Source organism: Rhodococcus sp. IEGM 1302 (genome assembly GCF_030056935.1).
In the GTDB taxonomy this organism is placed as follows: Bacteria; Actinomycetota; Actinomycetes; order Mycobacteriales; family Mycobacteriaceae; genus Rhodococcus_F; species Rhodococcus_F qingshengii.
Window position 1 is genome coordinate 256,185 of the sequence record NZ_JASHKY010000001.1, and the last position, 15,620, is coordinate 271,804.

Sequence of the window (15,620 nt, forward strand, 5' to 3'; positions counted from 1 at the left end):
AACGAATGTATGTACTGCTGATCGGGTGACGCACTTTCAGGCTTTGTCGGATGAGCAGTGGACTCGATCTCGGACTAGTTTTCAGACAAGCCCTAGTGTGGATTGCCTAGGCAAAAAAGGTTTCCCGCCGGATCCGCCAACACGTGCCGGATGATCCGCCCGAATCAAGTCGAGGTGAACCGTATTCCTTTGGCTGTGAGCCTGATCCATCTCAGGCAAAGCCTCGAAGCTGCTGCGCACCCGCTGCGCGGTGATCAACGGATATGGTCTCTCACGTGGTGGATCAACGGCGAATGAGTTTGCGACGCAGGTACCTGAGCCTCGGTCTTGGCGAACTGGCCGCCGCGGGAGTGTTTGCCGCCGTGGCTGTCAGCGTCGTGATGCCTCGGCTCGAAGGTCCGAAAGACTCCGCGGCGCTGTGGTCGGCGCTGGCCCCAATGCTCGTGGTTCTCGTGCAAGCGGGTGTCTATTGGCTGCTTGCCCGAGGCTGGGTCGAGCAGGCGCCGATGCCTGCCCGCCTCGCGGCGCTCTACCGTGTGTTTCGGGTCCTCGACATTGTCGTCTTGGCGGTCGGTCTCCTCGGCGTGCTCATTTGGCTACCAGATCATTTCGTCACTGCGGCGGCCATCATGGTGGTGTGGGCTTTCGGCGTCGTCGAATACGTCAATTACTTCGTGGCCCGTCTCGCTTATCCGCTGCGGCGGTGGCCGTTCGAGGTCGGCAAGTGGCGGACGCCTCAACATGTGCGCGACCTGCATTCGGCGCGGTGATACCGGCAATTAAGCCGGCCTTTGCCGCAACGGCAAAATTTGATGCGGGATCGGCGTGAGTTCGGAAGGATCGGTACTGCCTATCCAGGAATGAAGCCTCTTCGTCGTTCTTCACCGAGGAAGGAGATCCACCATGGCAACGTCGCGTCGGAGCCGCCGTGATGTCCCACCGCCCCGGACAGGGATTAGCGAGACCGATACGCTGCGCGCGTTTCTCGACTACCTGCGTGATTCGATCGCTGCCGAGGTTGAAGGTGCTCCGGAACCTCAGGTGCGCACCACAATTGTTCGGTCGGGAACAACCTTGCTCGGGCTGGTCAATCATTTGACCTTTGTCGAACGATCGATGTTTCTCGCCGAAAACGTGACGGATTGGAAAGCGACGTTTCAGCGAAGAGACCGGGCGCCATGCCGGGCACGCTGACATCCTCCGCGAACTTATCGACGGTTCGACCGGTCGGTGACATCGCAACATCGATCACAACAGTGGTTCGAAGTCGTCCGTCTCGCCGACAGCTTCCGCGCTTCATTGAGGCGAATGTCCACTACCGAAATCGGGGCCCACAGGTATCGGGTCGGTCGCTCCGTCGGGAGTTGTTACTTCCCAGTGCAGTTCGGATGCAGTCGGGGGAACGAGCGCGCCGATCCACTCGGCACCGACACCGACGATAACTTTCTCGAGTTCCGTGCGTGACCACTCTCGCGGACGAGTGGGAACCGGTGGCTCCCAGCCTTCCTCACCCCAGATCACGCTGAAAAGCTCCCGCTCGTCGCCGATCTGCTGATTCAAACTGAACGCATCCGGATCGTCGAATCGCGCCCAGACGCCGAAAGTGCCCTCGCCGTCCTGGTCCACGGAGACGTCGATGACAATGCCTTCGGCATGTGCTGTCGCCGCGGCGCGCATCGCCGCCAGCCGGCTTTCGACTACCGACGATGTGGTGTCGAGGACGGACCTCAGCGAGTCACGGTATTCGGTAGCTTCCACGGACTCAGAATATAGAACTCGTGGCTTCGAGCATGGTGGTATCGGGTCTTGGCCGAAATGTGGAGCGATGACGAGACCTGGGGGACTCGCAGTGCATCTTCGTGTCAAAGGATAACCATTCGCCTGCAAGCATTTTCGGAAATCGATAGGGTTTGGCTTGTATTGATGTGGGGAGACTCGCAGCGTTGAGTGCGGAATCTGCGCACGACGGTTTCGCTCCTCGAGATCAGAGCGGTGAAGGTGGCATATGTCCGTTATCTTTTAAGCGGTGGTCCCATCTCCGGCCGCCACGCACTTGCGAGTGCGGACTGCAAGTGGAAGGCGGCCCTCGTGCAACAGGTATCGAGCCGAGTCTTGTGACGGCCCTGCGAGTGGTCATCGCCGACGACGACGTGCTCCTACGGGAGGGGGTGGCCAGCCTGCTCACTCGGGCAGGCCTGGAAATCGTCGGACAGGCAGGGGATGCGGACGAACTGCTGACACTGGTCGACGGGCAAAATCCGCAACTGGCCATCATCGACATCCGGATGCCACCGTCACACACTTCGGAAGGGCTCGACGCAGCGCTGCGTATAAGAAGAGAGTTCCCCTCCGTTGCAATGCTTTTACTGTCAGCACATGTCGAGGTCGATCATGCGTTGGAGCTTCTCGACGGAGGGAAGGGGATCGGGTACCTCCTCAAGAGTCGAGTGACCGACGTAGACGATTTCGTCGCGACGCTCGACAGGATCGCAGCCGGCGCCTCGGTCATCGATCCCGCTCTGGTCTACGAATTGGTGGCGGCCAGGCGACGTGACGACCCGTTGGCGGCACTTAGCGTCCGCGAGCGAGAAGTGCTGACGCTGATGGCAGAAGGCCTGTCGAACGTGGGGATAGGGCGTCGGCTGTGGATCACCGAGGGCACCGTCGAAAAGCACGTGCGGAGCATCCTCACCAAGCTCGATCTGGAGAGTACCGCCGACGACCATCGCCGCGTGCGCGCAGTCATCATGTATCTCGATGCCGTCAGCTGACGGGTGTCTGCGTTTGAATCGGCACACTCATCCTTGCGAAAGAATCCGCGCAATCGAGTCTGCGGACAGTTCGAACTTCGAGAGGAATCCGATGGCTGAACTCGATTCGACAAGATCGGCGAAGTCTTCTTCGTCGTGTGTCGACACAAGGATGATGGCCGGCGTCGGCGCCAAACCGGCGGCGTGGAGAATCTCCACCACGTCGAATCCGCTTTCGAAACCGAGGTCGATGTCCACCAGGACCAGGTCGGGGTGGGTAGCTTCGGCCACTGTGATGGCCGTGCCGAGGCTGGATGCGGTTCCGACAACCGTCATACCCGCGGCCTCGAGCACTCGTCGTGCAGCGGTGCAGAATGCATCGCTGTCGTCGACGATGAGGCAGCTCCGGTCGGAAGACTTCACCCTGTCAAGGCTGTCAGACGTCGGCGCACCCGGCATTACCGCTACCCGTAATTTCTCGGGGAACCCGGGCGTCCGATGACTTCGTCAGTTCCGTTGCGCGGCCGTCTCGTCACGTCCGTGCTGCGTCCGAGCGCTCCTCCCCTCGGTTGGGGCATCGCCCTGGCTACGGGATTGATTGTCGTGGAGATTCTTCTCGTTCTGATGTTGAAGCGGATTGCACCCGAGAATGCGTTCGGCGCGGTTTTTCTTTTCGGTGTCCTCGTCGTTTCGGCAGGCTGGGGATTTCGGCTGTCAATGGCGACGGCGGTTGCCAGCACTGCCGCGTACGCCTACATCCACGTCGTCGAAAGCCGTGAAAGCCTTGTACCGGCAGTGGTGGTTTTTCTCGTCCTGGCCTTGCTGACCAACGTTCTCGTCGGTCAGTCACGTCTTCGCGCCATGGAATCGGATCAGCGTCGTCGTGAGGCGGATCTGTTGGCTGCGCTGGCTCGGACGATGCTTCGGACGTCGAATGTAGTGGAGATGCTTGACGACGCGAGCGTGCGATTGTCCGCCGTGCTCGACCTGCCCGCGCCGTATGCGAAGTTAGGGCCCGCGGATGCCCCGGTGGGGCGCGGGCAGAGGCGGATCGTTCTACGGGATGGAGCCTGTGTCGCGGGTTCGCTACTTGTACCGGCAGAGTTGACCCAGGCCGATGCTCGCCGCGTTCAACGAATCGTACCGTCGCTCGAGGCCCTGCTTGCCGCTGTGCGAGATCGCGGGGTACTTCTCGAACAGACTCTCGCGTTGGCGCGTCAGCAGGCTTCACTGCGACGCGTAGCGACACTTGTTGCCTCGAGAGCCGAACCCGACGATGTCCATCATGCTGTCGCCGCGGAGTTGGCCGACGGACTGGACATCGAACACGTGTCGGTCGTGCGTTACGACGACGACGACTACTTCACAATTCTCGCTGCGCGGGACGATACTACAACCGGAGAACGATTGATCCCGGGTGAACGCTTCCCTGTCGGTGGATACAACGTCTGCACGATCGTCGAGACTTCGGGTGCGCCGATTGCCATCGACTTCACCACTGCGACAGGGGCGATCGCGGGGAGGCTGCGCGGACGCGGGTTGCGTACGGGAATCGGGGTACCGATCAACGTCGACGGTCGGACGTGGGGAGCTGTAATCATCGGCGGTACGGGACGTGTTCTCGCGAGTGACGTCGAGGACCGGTTGACCGACTTCGCAGACCTGCTCGCAACCGCGGTCTACAACGGTGAAACCAGGCGCGAGCTCACACGGTCCAGGGCGCGCGTCGTGGCTGCAGCCGACAAAGCCCGCCGAACCATCGAACGTGACCTGCACGACGGGGCGCAACAGCGGATCGTCACTCTCGGGATGGAGTTACGCGGCGCTCAGGCCGCAGTTCCCGACGGATTCGATGAGCTGCGAATCAGCTTGGCCCGCACCGTTGAGACACTGGCTCAAGTCAATACCGATCTTCGTGAACTCTCGCGAGGGATTCACCCGGCGATCCTGTCCCGCGGGGGTCTCGCGCCGGCGCTGAAGACTTTGGCTCGCCGCAGTCCGATCCCGGTCGCGCTCACAGCCGAGATCGTCACTCGACTAACCGATTCTGTGGAAGTCGCGGCGTACTACGTTGTCGCTGAAGCGCTCACCAACACCGCGAAATATGCCGACGCGTCCGTGGTTACGATCGCGGCCGTCTCGCAAGAGGGTCGTCTGGACCTCACCATCAGTGACGATGGCAAGGGGGGAGCAGACGCCGAAAGCGGTTCGGGTCTGATCGGGCTGCAGGACCGCGTTGCCGCGGTTGGAGGAACTCTGACGATCTCGAGCCCGGTCGGTGGTGGCACCACCATCACCGTTCGCATCGATCCCTCTACCAGTTAGCCGGTAGTGGGTTCCCCGGGTAGCGCTCCCCCACAATGGAAGCCAGCAGCGACGACATCGCTCCTGAAGTGGACGAATGTTCTTGTTACCCAACGAGAACCTTTCGCCCAGGAGGACATCATGCCGTACATCACCACTTCCGACGGAACCGAGATCTACTACACCGAACAGGGCGCCGGGAGGCCTGTGCTGCTCAGCCACGGTTGGCCCCTCTCCTCGGACGCCTGGCAGTTGGAACTCAAGGTGCTCGCCGACGCCGGTTACCGTGCCATCGCACACGACCGTCGCGGCCACGGCCGGTCCTCGAAGACCTATCAGGGCAACGACATGGATACCTATGCCCGTGATCTGGCTGAACTCGTCGAAGCGCTCGACCTCCACGATCTGACGCTCGTCGGTCACTCGACCGGAGGCGGCGAGGTCGTTCGGTACGCAGCGCAACACGGCGCAGGGCGTGTTGCCAAGGTGATCACCGCCGGCGCCGTTCCGCCGATCATGGTGAAGTCGGAGAACAACCCGGAGGGCACACCGATCGAAGCGTTCGACGACATCCGGTCCGGAGTTCTCACCGACCGTTCGCAGTTCTATCGCGACATCGCCGAGCCGTTCTTCGGCGCAAATCGCGAGGGGTCGAACGTGTCCCAGGGGGCGAAGGACGATTTCTGGCGCCAGGGAATGCTGGTCAATCTGGCAGCTGCCTACGACTGTGTCAAGGCGTTCTCGGAGACGGACTTCAGCGAGGACTTGAAGGCGTTGACCGTTCCCGTCTTCATTGCGCAGGGTGACGACGACCAGATCGTTCCTATTGGCGCAGCCGCCCTCAAGGCAATCGAATTGGTCAATGACGGCACATTGAAGATCTACAAGGGTGCGCCGCACGGAATCTACGGCGACTACCAGAAGGCTTTGGACGCAGACATTCTCGACTTCATCGCCAAGTAAGCCATTCAGCCCAGGCCGGTGGTGACCGTATGGTCACCACCGGCCTTTACGCGACAGAGTCCCGCCCTCGTCCGGAGACGGGACTCGGGTGTCAGCGAACTCGGCAGCGCGTCAGACTGCTTCCTTTGTCGCCTGCGCTGCGAGGGTGAGCGCGATGTCGACGATCATGTCCTCCTGACCACCCACCAGACGGCGGCGTCCAGCTTCGAGCAGCAGTGTGCGAACGTCGATTCCGTAGCGCTCCGACGCAGCTTCGGCGTGGCGCAGGAAGCTCGAGTACACGCCGGCGTAGCCGAGAGTGAGGGTTTCGCGATCGACGCGGACCGGCCGGTCCTGCAGCGGTCGGACGATGTCGTCGGCGGCATCCTGCAGGGCGAACAGGTCGCAGCCGTGCTCCCACTCCTCGATGTTGGCGACGGCGATGAAGGCCTCGAGGGGGCAGTTGCCGGCACCGGCGCCGTGACCGGCAAGCGAAGCATCGACGCGGGTGACGCCGTTCTGCACTGCAACAACGGAATTGGCAACCGAGAGCGAGAGATTCTCATGGGCGTGGATACCGATTTCGGTGCCCTCGTCGAGGATGTCGCGGTATGCACGAACACGATCCGCGACGTCGTTCATCACCAGACGTCCACCCGAGTCGGTGACGTAGACGCAGTGCGCGCCATACGATTCCATCAACTTGGCCTGCTTGGCCAGTTCCTCGGCAGGCGCCATGTGGCTCATCATCAGGAAGCCCGAGACGTCCATGCCGATCTCGCGGGCGGTTTCGATGTGCTGCGCGGAGACGTCGGCCTCGGTGCAGTGCGTGGCAACGCGAACCGAGCGCACACCGAGGTCGTAGGCATGCTTGAGTTCACTGATCGTGCCGACACCCGGAAGTAGCAGCGTGGTGAGACGAGCGTGCTCGAGTACCTCGGCCGCTGCTTCGATCCATTCCCAGTCGGTGTTCGAGCCGGGGCCGTAGTTGAGCGAGCCGCCGGCGAGGCCGTCACCGTGTGCTACTTCGATCGCGTCGACGCCGGCAGCGTCGAGAGCTGTGACGATCCGCTTGACGTCGGTGGGCGAAATGCGGTGGCGGACAGCGTGCATGCCGTCACGAAGGGTGACGTCCTGGACGAAGATCTTGCGGTTGCTCACTTGGTTGCTTCCTTCTGCTGGGCGATGCGCTCCGCGATCTGCATTCCGGCGGACGTCATGATGTCGAGATTGCCGGCGTACGCAGGCAGGTAGTGTGCCGCGCCCTCGACCTCGAGGAACACCGACACCTGGTGGGTGGGGCGATTGCCGTCGACGAGCAACGTCTCGACGGGCTGGTCGGCCGGGATCTCGGTGATCTGGACTTCCTGCTTGAGCCGGTAGCCGGGGACATACGCGGACACGTCGCCGACCATCTTCTCGATCGACTGACGGATCTCGTCGTGAACAGCCGGGTCCGGTGCGTCGACGAGGCAGAAGACCGTGTCGCGCATGATGAGCGGCGGCTCAGCGGGGTTGAGGATGATGATGGCCTTGCCGCGACGAGCGCCGCCGACTGCCACGATCGCCTCGGACGTGGTCTCGGTGAACTCGTCGATGTTGGCGCGCGTTCCGGGACCGGCCGACTTGGAGGCGATGGATGCGACGATCTCCGCGTACGCCACCGGGACGACCCGAGAAACAGCGGCAACCATCGGGATGGTGGCCTGGCCGCCACACGTCACCATGTTGACGTTGGGTGCGTCCAAGTGCTCGTCCGCGTTGACAGCCGGTACGACGTACGGTCCAATCGCGGCAGGCGTCAGGTCGATCATGCGCTTGCCGAGGGGAGCTAGCCGCGCGTTGTTGGCCACGTGAGCCTTTGCCGAGGTGGCGTCGAAGACGATCTCGATCTCGTCGAAGTTCGGCAGACCGACAAGGCCTTCGACGCCTTCTGCCGTGATCGGCACGTTCAGACGCGCCGCGCGAGCGAGGCCGTCGGACGCGGGGTCGATACCGACCATCGCGCCCATCTCCAGGTAGTCGGAGTTGCGCAGCACCTTGATCATCAGATCCGTGCCGATGTTGCCCGATCCGATGATCGCGACCTTGACCTTGCTCATGCGTTGTCCTCTTCGCTGGAGAAACTGGTGGTGACGGAACCGAGCCCGGAGACGGTCACGGTGACTACGTTGCCTGCGGTGACCGGTGCCATGGGGCCGAGAGCGCCGGACAGGATCACCTGCCCTGCGGTCAGCGGCTGCCCCAACTCACGTGCAGTGCGGGCGAGCCAGACGACGGCTTCGATCGGATCGCCCAGGCAGGCGGTTCCGACGCCGGTGGACACCTCGGTGCCGTCGACGGACATCGACATGACGACGCCGGCGGGTTCCACCTCGTCGAGGGTGCGTCGTTCGGTTCCCAGGACGTACACGCCCGAGGACGCATTGTCGGCGACGGTGTCACCGAACTTGATGTCCCACGACTCGATGCGGCTGTCGCAGATCTCGATCGCGGCGACGGCGTAGTCGATCGCACCGCGCACCTGCGCACTGTCCAGCGGTCCGTCCACGAGGTCGGCACCGAGCACGAAGGCAACTTCCGCTTCGACCTTGGGCTGGATCAAACGGCTCATGGGGATGGCGCCGCCGGCGGGGAACTCCATGTCGGCGTACAGCACGCCGAGGTCGGGCTGGTCGACACCGAGCTGCTGCTGGACTGCCACCGAGGTCAGGCCGATCTTGCGGCCTACGACCACGGCCCCCGCCTGCCGACGGATTTCGTCGACGCGGCGCTGGACGGCATAGGCGGCGACGAGGTCGTCGGCGCCGATCAGATCGCGCACGGGCGCGCAGGGAGTGCCGCTCGCGATGGCGGCTGCGAGGCGGTCCGCAGCAGCTGCGATGTCGGTCTCGCTAGCTGTACTGGTATTCGTGGGCTGGCTCATGGCCACTACTTTCGCCGCGGCACCGAGATTGCGCCAGGGAACTGTCTCACTCAGCGATACGCTGGGGAGGTGACTGGCAGCGCAAACCTCGACACCGTGCTCGGCAAGGCGGTGACGATCCTGCGCGCCTTCCGGGCCGACGACCACGTGTTGCCTCTGGCCACCCTGGTCCAGCGGACGGGCCTGCACAAGGCGACGGTGCACCGCCTGGCCAACGAACTGGTCGCGAACCGGCTACTCGACCGTATCGACGGTGGCTACCGGCTCAGCGGCGGCCTCTTCGAACTCGGCATGCTCGCCTCTCTCGAACGTAGCCTCCTGGAGATGGCGATGCCGTTCCTCCAGGACCTGTACGAGCGGACCCACGAGACAGTCCACCTGGGGGTCCGTGACGGCCACGACGTCGTATACGTCGCGAAGATCGGCGGACACCGGCAAGCCAACTCGCCGTCCCGGACCGGTGGCCGGATACCGCTGTATTGCACCGCAATCGGCAAGGCGCTCCTGGCATTCTCCGACAACGAGTTTCGCCGCGAGGTGCTGTCGGAGCCGATGACGCGCCGGACCCCGCACACAATTGTTGCGCCCGGCATTCTCAACACCCAACTGAACCGAGTGGTCGAGACCGGTATTGCGTTCGAGCGCGAGGAATCAGCGCCGGGTCTCGCATGCGTTGCGGCGCCGGTATTCGGAACCAATGACAAACCCGTCGCGGCCATCAGTGTCACCGGTCCCACCAGTCGCTTCGTCCCCGAGAGCCAGGTGTCCTACGTGCGCGCTGCTGCCGAAGGCCTACACAGCACGATCGCTCGCCGCGAACGATTGCGGTGATCTGGCCGTCCCGACCCGGACGAGCCCGGTCAATGCGTGCGGCAATGGCCCCTCGTGTAGGACGCCGAGACGTTGGGTCGCGCGGGTGAGGGCGACATAGAGTTCAGACGCACCGCGTGGGCCGTCGGCGATGATTCGCTCCGGTTCCACGACGAGCACGGCATCGAACTCGAGGCCCTTCGTTTCCGAAACCGGCACAGCGCCGGGCACACTCGCAGGTCCGATGACGACGCTCGTACCCTCGCGTCCGGCCTCGTCCTGATTGAATTCGTCGATGGCGGAGGCTAGTTCGTCGGCGGAGATTCGCTTGGACCACGGTTGGACCCCGCAGGCGCGGACGGACTCGGGTGGCTGGACGTCTGGCGCGAACTCGGCGAGCAAGGCGGCGGCGACGCTCATGATCTCGGCGGGGGTGCGATAGTTCACCGACAGGGATCGGTAGATCCAGCGGCCGGGGACGTACGGCTCCATCATCGTCGCCCACGAGCGAGCACCTGCGGGTGAACGTCGTTGCGCGAGATCACCTACTACCGTGAAAGACCGGTCCGGGCAGCGGCGCATCAGGACTCGCCAGTCCATCTCGGACAGCTCTTGTGCCTCGTCGACCACGATATGCCTGTACGTCCAGTCTCGGTCAGCAGCAGCGCGTTCGGCGAGCTCCCGGGTATCGCGTTCGACGAAACGATCCGCCAGGTCCTCGGCGTACAGCATGTCCTGGGCGAGGAGATGATCCTCGTCGTCCATCAAGTCTTCACGACTGATCATCATGTCCAGCACGCCCGCTGCATACGCAGCCTCGTCGCGGCGTTCACGTTCGGCACTCTGGTCGACGGGCTTGTCCCGGCCGAGCATGTCCACCAATTCGTCGAGAAGCGGAACGTCGGACACCGTCCAGGCATCGCCCTCTCGGCGCAACAGTGTCTCGTCTGCGCCTGCCTTGCGTAGGCGTTCTGGCGAAGTAAACAGTTGTGTCAGTAGCTCTTTCGGTGTCAAGATCGGCCAGAGTGCGTCGAGTGCGGCGGCAAACGCGTCATTCTCCGCCAACTCTGCGGTCAGATCTGCGCGCACTTGTTCCCAGGCTTCACGGTCACTGCGTGTCAACCATCCCTTGCCGATCCGCGCTATCGCCCGCTCGGTCAGTGCCCAGGTGACGATTTCGGTGAACACAGTGCGAGCGTCGTTGTGGGGGAGTCCGCTCGAACGAGCTTCTTCTCGGGCCCACTCCGCAGTTTCGGCGTCGATTCGCACTGTGACGTCCGCCAATTCGATCAACAAAGGGTTCTCGGGCAATCGCTGATGATCGGCAATCGCTGCGCCGAGAACGTCCAGGATCTTCAGCGAGCCTTTGAGCCCAGCGGCCTCAGGAGCGTCCTCGGCGGTGACGCGTAAACCCGGAACGAGATCACCGGTGGTCATGAACACCACGTCGGACTCGCCCAGCGAGGGCAGTACGCGGCCGATGTGGTTCAGGAACGCCGGGTTCGGCCCGACCACGAGGACGCCGTGACGTTCCATTCGCTCTCGCTGCGTGTAGAGCAGGTAGGCGACGCGGTGCAAGGCGACGACGGTTTTCCCGGTACCGGGGCCACCTTCGATCACCAGCACCCCGGGGTGTTCGAGTCGGACGATGTCGTCCTGTTCGGCCTGGATGGTCGCCACGATGTCCCGCATTCCCTCACCGCGGGGTGCATTGACTGCTGCGAGCAAGGCGGAATCGCTGTGGGTGTCGTGTTCTGCGCCGTCAGGGCGCCCGAGTACCTCGTCGGTGAAATCGACCACGTGTCGACTGCGTGTGTGGAACTGACGGCGTCGACGCATGTTCTCCGGGTTTGCAGCGGTGGCAACGTAGAACGGGCGAGATGCCGGCGCCCGCCAATCGAGCAGCACCGGTTCGTAGTCGTTGTCCGCATCGAGAAGGCCGATTCGGCCGATGTACGAAGTCTCACCCGACAGCGAGTCCAACCGGCCGAAGCACAGGCCGTTGTCGGCTACGTCCAGCCTCTTCACCTCTTTGGCGAGCGCGCGCACCTCTGCATCGCGTTCCATGAGTGCTTCGCCGTTTCCGCGCAGAGCGGTGCTGTACCTGCCCTTGACTCGGGCGCGCTCCGCATCGAGGCGTGCGTAGAGCGCCTCCACATAGTTCCGCTCGGATCGCAGTTCTTCTTCGTATCCCTGGGTTGGCACGTGCCCTCACTTCCGCTGGCTGTTCCGATCCCGTAGTGGGTCGTGCGGGATCGGAAGAGCCATTCTGCGGCACTACCCGGGCCTTGCCGCAAGGCCCCCGGTGCGATATACATTGATTGTGGAAGGGAGTGTCGATCCTCCCTCGGCTTTTTCCCACAGATCCTCTCGCGACCCCCCAGCCTGATGCACGGCTCCCAGCCTGGTCGATGTTTGGACCCCGAGTGTCACGGGTACAAATCCAGTGACCGGTGTTCCAAAAACGGTTCCCCTCATGAACTTACGTGGATCGAGGGATTGTGAAGGCGATACTGGCAACGGCCGCGAGCATCCTTCTGGTGGTTGCCTTGGCCGTCGCCGTCTTGCTTCTCCTTTCCGGATCACCGCGCGAAGGTACTTCGCACGAGCTCGCCGATACGGTTCACACGATCGGTGGGAAGCCGACAACCTGCACCGAGTTGTTCGGTGAAACATGCAGCTTTGCTTTGCAGTCGGACTACAACCAGTGGGGACAAAACCTCGAGGGTTTTGTCAATGCCGGGACCCTCGGACCTTTCGCCCGCAGTATCGGCTTCGTGGCGGAGGCGAAACTGAGCTTGCAGGCATGCGAGGTCAGCGCAACCGCCGGGCGGACGATTCTCGATTTCTACACTCTCGCCGAGATCGACCACCCCACGGCCACCACCACCGACCTCTTCCCCTTCTGGAACGAGTCCCGCCAATTCCTGTGCCCGGTAAACAGTTTCTGAGAATGCTGTTTGCTATTTGAGATGTTCGAGACGCATCGCTCGCTCGGAGCCAGGTTGGGCGCAAGCGCGCGAATCGTGGACAGCGTTCCGCCCACGGGGGGATCGGTCTGTAACTGGCTCATGAGCACTGAATAACACACGAGAGTGAACGGCACTCCCCTCGGTGGCCGCTTCTTGTACGCGTTGCGGCGTGTCGGTGCACGGATGTTTATGCGAATTTCGACGGGGTAGGGCCTTCTGTGGGGGATTCCTACCTGTGTGGGATCCCGGAGCAACAATCCGAAACGTATTGGAGGGTCAACGTGCCAGATGACAAGAGCGGTCCCAGCGAGGGAATCAAAGGCGTCGTAGAGGACGTCAAGGGTAAGGCCAAGGAAGCCGTGGGTGCGGTTTCCGGAAACGACAGTTTGACCCGAGAGGGCCGCGCCCAGCAGGACAAGGCCGAAAGCCAGCGAGAAGTCGCGAAGAAAGAGGCAGAAGCCGAGAAGGCTCGCGCAGAAGCGGCCGCGGACGAAGCGCGACAGAAGTCCGAGCAATAGCCCCTGACGCACTCGTCACCCTCGGCCTGGGATTGATCCCAGCCGGGGGTGAGTCGTGGCTCCGCGTTCAGTTTGAAATCTCTACTTACATAAGGCGTAACAAGATTCTTGCGCCCAGCATGACGATCAAGAGGAGCTGTTCGATGCCTTCATCTCAGTCCGTCCCAGGTGCACCGGCCCCGAAAGCGCCGGACCTGAAAGAGCCGGTCAAGCCTCGACAGCCGTTGCCGCCCAAGGATGACCAGCGGCAGCCGGAGGTGCGTACCGTCGCGGGTGCCGAGGAGAAGGTGAAGGGAAATGGTCGCGGCCAGCGGGGGGAGTACCTCACCACCGCAACCGGTACACGTCTCTACGAGACCGACCACTCACTCACTGCCGGCGAGCGTGGCCCGACTCTTCTTCAAGACCACCACCTGCGTGAGAAGATCACACACTTCGATCACGAGCGAATTCCGGAGCGCGTCGTCCACGCCCGCGGGGCGGCCGCACACGGAACGTTCCTGGCGAATGGCGCGGCCGAAAACATCTGTAAAGCATCGGTGTTCGCTTCCGGTGCTCGAACCCCGGTGTTCGTGCGGTTCTCGACGGTGCTGGGTTCACGAGGTTCGGCGGACACCGTACGCGACACACGCGGTTTCGCCACCAAGTTCTACACCGACGAAGGTGTCTTCGACCTGGTGGGCAACAACATCCCGGTGTTCTTCATCCAGGACGGCATAAAATTCCCGGACATCATCCATGCCGCGAAGCCCCACCCGGACCGCGAGATCCCGCAGGCGCAGAGCGCGCACGACACATTCTGGGATTTCGTGTCGCTGCACACCGAGGCCACGGCGCACACATTGTGGAACATGTCCGATCGCGGCATCCCGCGCTCCTATCGCATGATGGAGGGCTTCGGTATTCACACGTTCAGGCTCGTGAATGCCGACGGCGAGACGAATCTGGTGAAATTCCACTGGAAGCCGGCCGCCGGAGTGCATTCACTCGTGTGGGAGGAAGCGCAGATCGCCGGCGGTGTGGATCCGGATTTCCATCGACGCGATCTTGCCGACGCCATCGAGGCGGGCGCATATCCGTCCTGGGATCTGGGCGTGCAGGTGTTCCCTGATACCGAAGACGAAATGTTCGAAGGCATAGATCTATTGGATCCCACCAAGATCGTGCCCGAAGAACTCGCGCCGGTTCAGGTCATCGGAACGATGACACTCGACGCCAATCCGACGAACTTCTTCGCCGAGACCGAGCAGGTTGCATTCCATCCGGGTCACTTGGTTCCGGGTGTCGACATCACCAACGATCGTCTCCTGCAGGCACGTTTGTTCTCGTACCTCGACACCCAGATCACGCGACTCGGTGGCCCCAATTTCGATCAGATCCCGATCAACCGGCCTCACGCGCCTGTCAACGACATGCTTCGCGACGGCTTTCATCAGGACGGTGTACATACCGGAGTTGCGCCGTACCATCCCAATTCGTTGGACGGTGGGTGCCCGTTCTTGGCCTCGGCGGAGAGCGCGGCCTATATCGAGGTGCCCGAAGAAGTTTCAGGGCGAAAGGTGAGGCAGGCGCCGGCATCGTTCGACGATCACTTCTCGCAAGCTCGACTCTTCTATCGCAGTCTCTCCCCTGTCGAACAGGAGCACGTCGCGCAGGCGTATACCTTCGAATTGGGTAAGTGCTACGAGGAGAACATCAAGACCCGGAATCTGGGCATCTTGGCAAATATCGACGCGGGTCTCGTGTCGATCGTCGCAGGGGGGCTTGGCCTTCCGGTTCCCGAACCGACCGAGCCGTTGAGTGATCCGGAGCTCAGCCCTGCACTGTCCCAGGTTGGTGCGGAATGGCCGGTAGACGGAAGGATCATCGCACTACTGGTCGATGAGAACTCCGATCTCGAAACGGTTGTCGCCGTTCGAGACAAGATCTTCGACGCCGGCATGGTGCCGCTGATCCTCGGCCCGCACGGCGGAACCATCGGGGACGGTGACGACGCGGTGACGGTGCAGCGAACGTACCTCACAGCTCGTTCGATCGAATTCGATGCAATCCTGCTGAGCGGCGACGTTTCTCGAATCGGCGAGGGCAAGTTGGATCCACGGGTGGAGACTCTGCTGAACGAAATGTATCGTCACAGCAAGGCAATTGGTGGTTGGGGAGAGAGCATGAGTGCGCTGGCTGCGGCCGGTATCGACGAGTCTGCATTGGGAGTCGTCGTCGATGCAGACGCGGAAGGAGCGCTCGCCTCGCTGGCTCAGCTTCTGAAGACGCACCGCGTGTGGGGGCGTTTCGAGGTGCCGCCTACATCCTGAGTGCCGACGTACGTTCGAACCTGCGGTGTGGCCGAATTGCCAGTTCGGCCACACCGTCGGAGTGAAGACGAGTGAAGGGACGAAAC

15 protein-coding genes and 1 pseudogene are annotated in these 15,620 nt (G+C 62.5%); 10 read left to right on the top strand and 6 right to left on the bottom strand.

The genetic code is table 11. From position 1 onward, the window contains the following. Positions 1-293 precede the first annotated feature (293 nt). The 3 genes and pseudogenes from QM609_RS01205 to QM609_RS29240 all read left to right on the top strand — a co-directional run bounded on the left by QM609_RS01205 (position 294) and on the right by QM609_RS29240 (position 1,234). Positions 294-770 carry a hypothetical protein gene (locus QM609_RS01205; RefSeq protein ID WP_083745013.1) on the top strand — a complete coding sequence of 159 codons (477 nt, stop codon included), beginning with the start codon at positions 294-296 and terminating at the stop codon, positions 768-770. A gap of 133 nt (positions 771-903) precedes the next feature. After that, positions 904-1,062, top strand: a pseudogene (locus QM609_RS29235) (mini-circle protein); the annotation flags it as partial. Between the two features lie 79 nt (positions 1,063-1,141). Next, the gene (locus QM609_RS29240; protein WP_370852753.1) at positions 1,142-1,234 is read left to right on the top strand and encodes a mycothiol transferase; all 93 of its coding nucleotides are present in this window, start codon (positions 1,142-1,144) and stop codon (positions 1,232-1,234) included. A 62-nt stretch (positions 1,235-1,296) separates the two neighbouring features. On the opposite strand, the gene QM609_RS01215 is transcribed toward QM609_RS29240, so the two are convergent. Continuing rightward, complete coding sequence (locus QM609_RS01215; protein WP_050654953.1) at positions 1,297-1,758, bottom strand: DUF6389 family protein; 462 nt, start codon at positions 1,756-1,758, stop codon at positions 1,297-1,299. Positions 1,759-2,114: 356 nt separating this feature from the next. Between QM609_RS01215 and QM609_RS01220 the strand changes: the two genes are divergently transcribed. After that, positions 2,115-2,771, top strand: coding sequence for a response regulator (locus QM609_RS01220; RefSeq protein ID WP_030537435.1), 657 nt, complete (start codon positions 2,115-2,117; stop codon positions 2,769-2,771). A 27-nt stretch (positions 2,772-2,798) separates the two neighbouring features. Here QM609_RS01220 and QM609_RS01225 read toward each other — a convergent pair whose 3' ends face one another. After that, the gene (locus QM609_RS01225) at positions 2,799-3,173 is read right to left on the bottom strand and encodes a response regulator (RefSeq protein ID WP_030537434.1); all 375 of its coding nucleotides are present in this window, start codon (positions 3,171-3,173) and stop codon (positions 2,799-2,801) included. Between the two features lie 75 nt (positions 3,174-3,248). Here QM609_RS01225 and QM609_RS01230 point away from each other — a divergent pair, with 75 nt between their 5' ends. Both QM609_RS01230 and QM609_RS01235 read left to right on the top strand, forming a co-directional pair. Next, complete coding sequence (locus QM609_RS01230) at positions 3,249-5,075, top strand: GAF domain-containing sensor histidine kinase (protein ID WP_050654954.1); 1,827 nt, start codon at positions 3,249-3,251, stop codon at positions 5,073-5,075. 120 nt (positions 5,076-5,195) lie between these two features. After that, positions 5,196-6,017, top strand: a complete 822-nt coding sequence (locus tag QM609_RS01235; RefSeq protein WP_030537432.1) for an alpha/beta fold hydrolase — start codon at positions 5,196-5,198, stop codon at positions 6,015-6,017. Between the two features lie 111 nt (positions 6,018-6,128). Here QM609_RS01235 and dmpG read toward each other — a convergent pair whose 3' ends face one another. Genes dmpG through QM609_RS01250 form a run of 3 tightly spaced genes read right to left on the bottom strand, consistent with a single transcriptional unit; the run spans position 6,129 to position 8,922 of the window. After that, a complete protein-coding gene (gene dmpG, locus QM609_RS01240) occupies positions 6,129-7,157 on the bottom strand; it encodes a 4-hydroxy-2-oxovalerate aldolase (RefSeq protein WP_020909650.1) in 1,029 nt (342 codons plus the stop codon). After that, on the bottom strand, positions 7,154-8,098 hold the full coding sequence (locus QM609_RS01245; protein WP_003943168.1) for an acetaldehyde dehydrogenase (acetylating): 945 nt from the start codon (positions 8,096-8,098) through the stop codon (positions 7,154-7,156). The genes dmpG and QM609_RS01245 overlap by 4 nt, the downstream gene beginning before the upstream one ends. Then, positions 8,095-8,922: a 2-keto-4-pentenoate hydratase gene (locus tag QM609_RS01250; protein WP_007735684.1), complete on the bottom strand. Its 828-nt coding sequence runs from the start codon at positions 8,920-8,922 to the stop codon at positions 8,095-8,097. The genes QM609_RS01245 and QM609_RS01250 overlap by 4 nt, the downstream gene beginning before the upstream one ends. Positions 8,923-8,991: 69 nt before the next feature. Here QM609_RS01250 and QM609_RS01255 point away from each other — a divergent pair, with 69 nt between their 5' ends. Beyond that, entirely contained in the window at positions 8,992-9,753 is a 762-nt protein-coding gene (locus tag QM609_RS01255; RefSeq protein ID WP_003942865.1) for an IclR family transcriptional regulator, read from the top strand. Here QM609_RS01255 and helR read toward each other — a convergent pair. Further along, positions 9,715-11,937 (bottom strand): RNA polymerase recycling motor ATPase HelR, encoded by a 2,223-nt coding sequence (gene helR, locus QM609_RS01260; RefSeq protein ID WP_007735685.1) that lies wholly within the window; start codon positions 11,935-11,937, stop codon positions 9,715-9,717. The two genes, QM609_RS01255 and helR, sit on opposite strands and share 39 nt — an antisense overlap. 281 nt (positions 11,938-12,218) lie before the next feature. Here helR and QM609_RS01265 point away from each other — a divergent pair, with 281 nt between their 5' ends. The 3 genes from QM609_RS01265 to QM609_RS01275 all read left to right on the top strand — a co-directional run bounded on the left by QM609_RS01265 (position 12,219) and on the right by QM609_RS01275 (position 15,534). Beyond that, the gene (locus QM609_RS01265; RefSeq protein ID WP_225320190.1) at positions 12,219-12,683 is read left to right on the top strand and encodes a hypothetical protein; all 465 of its coding nucleotides are present in this window, start codon (positions 12,219-12,221) and stop codon (positions 12,681-12,683) included. Positions 12,684-12,985: 302 nt separating this feature from the next. Further along, positions 12,986-13,222, top strand: a complete 237-nt coding sequence (mbp1, locus tag QM609_RS01270) for a microaggregate-binding protein 1 (protein ID WP_003943084.1) — start codon at positions 12,986-12,988, stop codon at positions 13,220-13,222. 143 nt (positions 13,223-13,365) lie between these two features. Next, complete coding sequence (locus tag QM609_RS01275; protein ID WP_003943216.1) at positions 13,366-15,534, top strand: catalase; 2,169 nt, start codon at positions 13,366-13,368, stop codon at positions 15,532-15,534. The last annotated feature ends 86 nt before the right edge of the window (positions 15,535-15,620 follow it).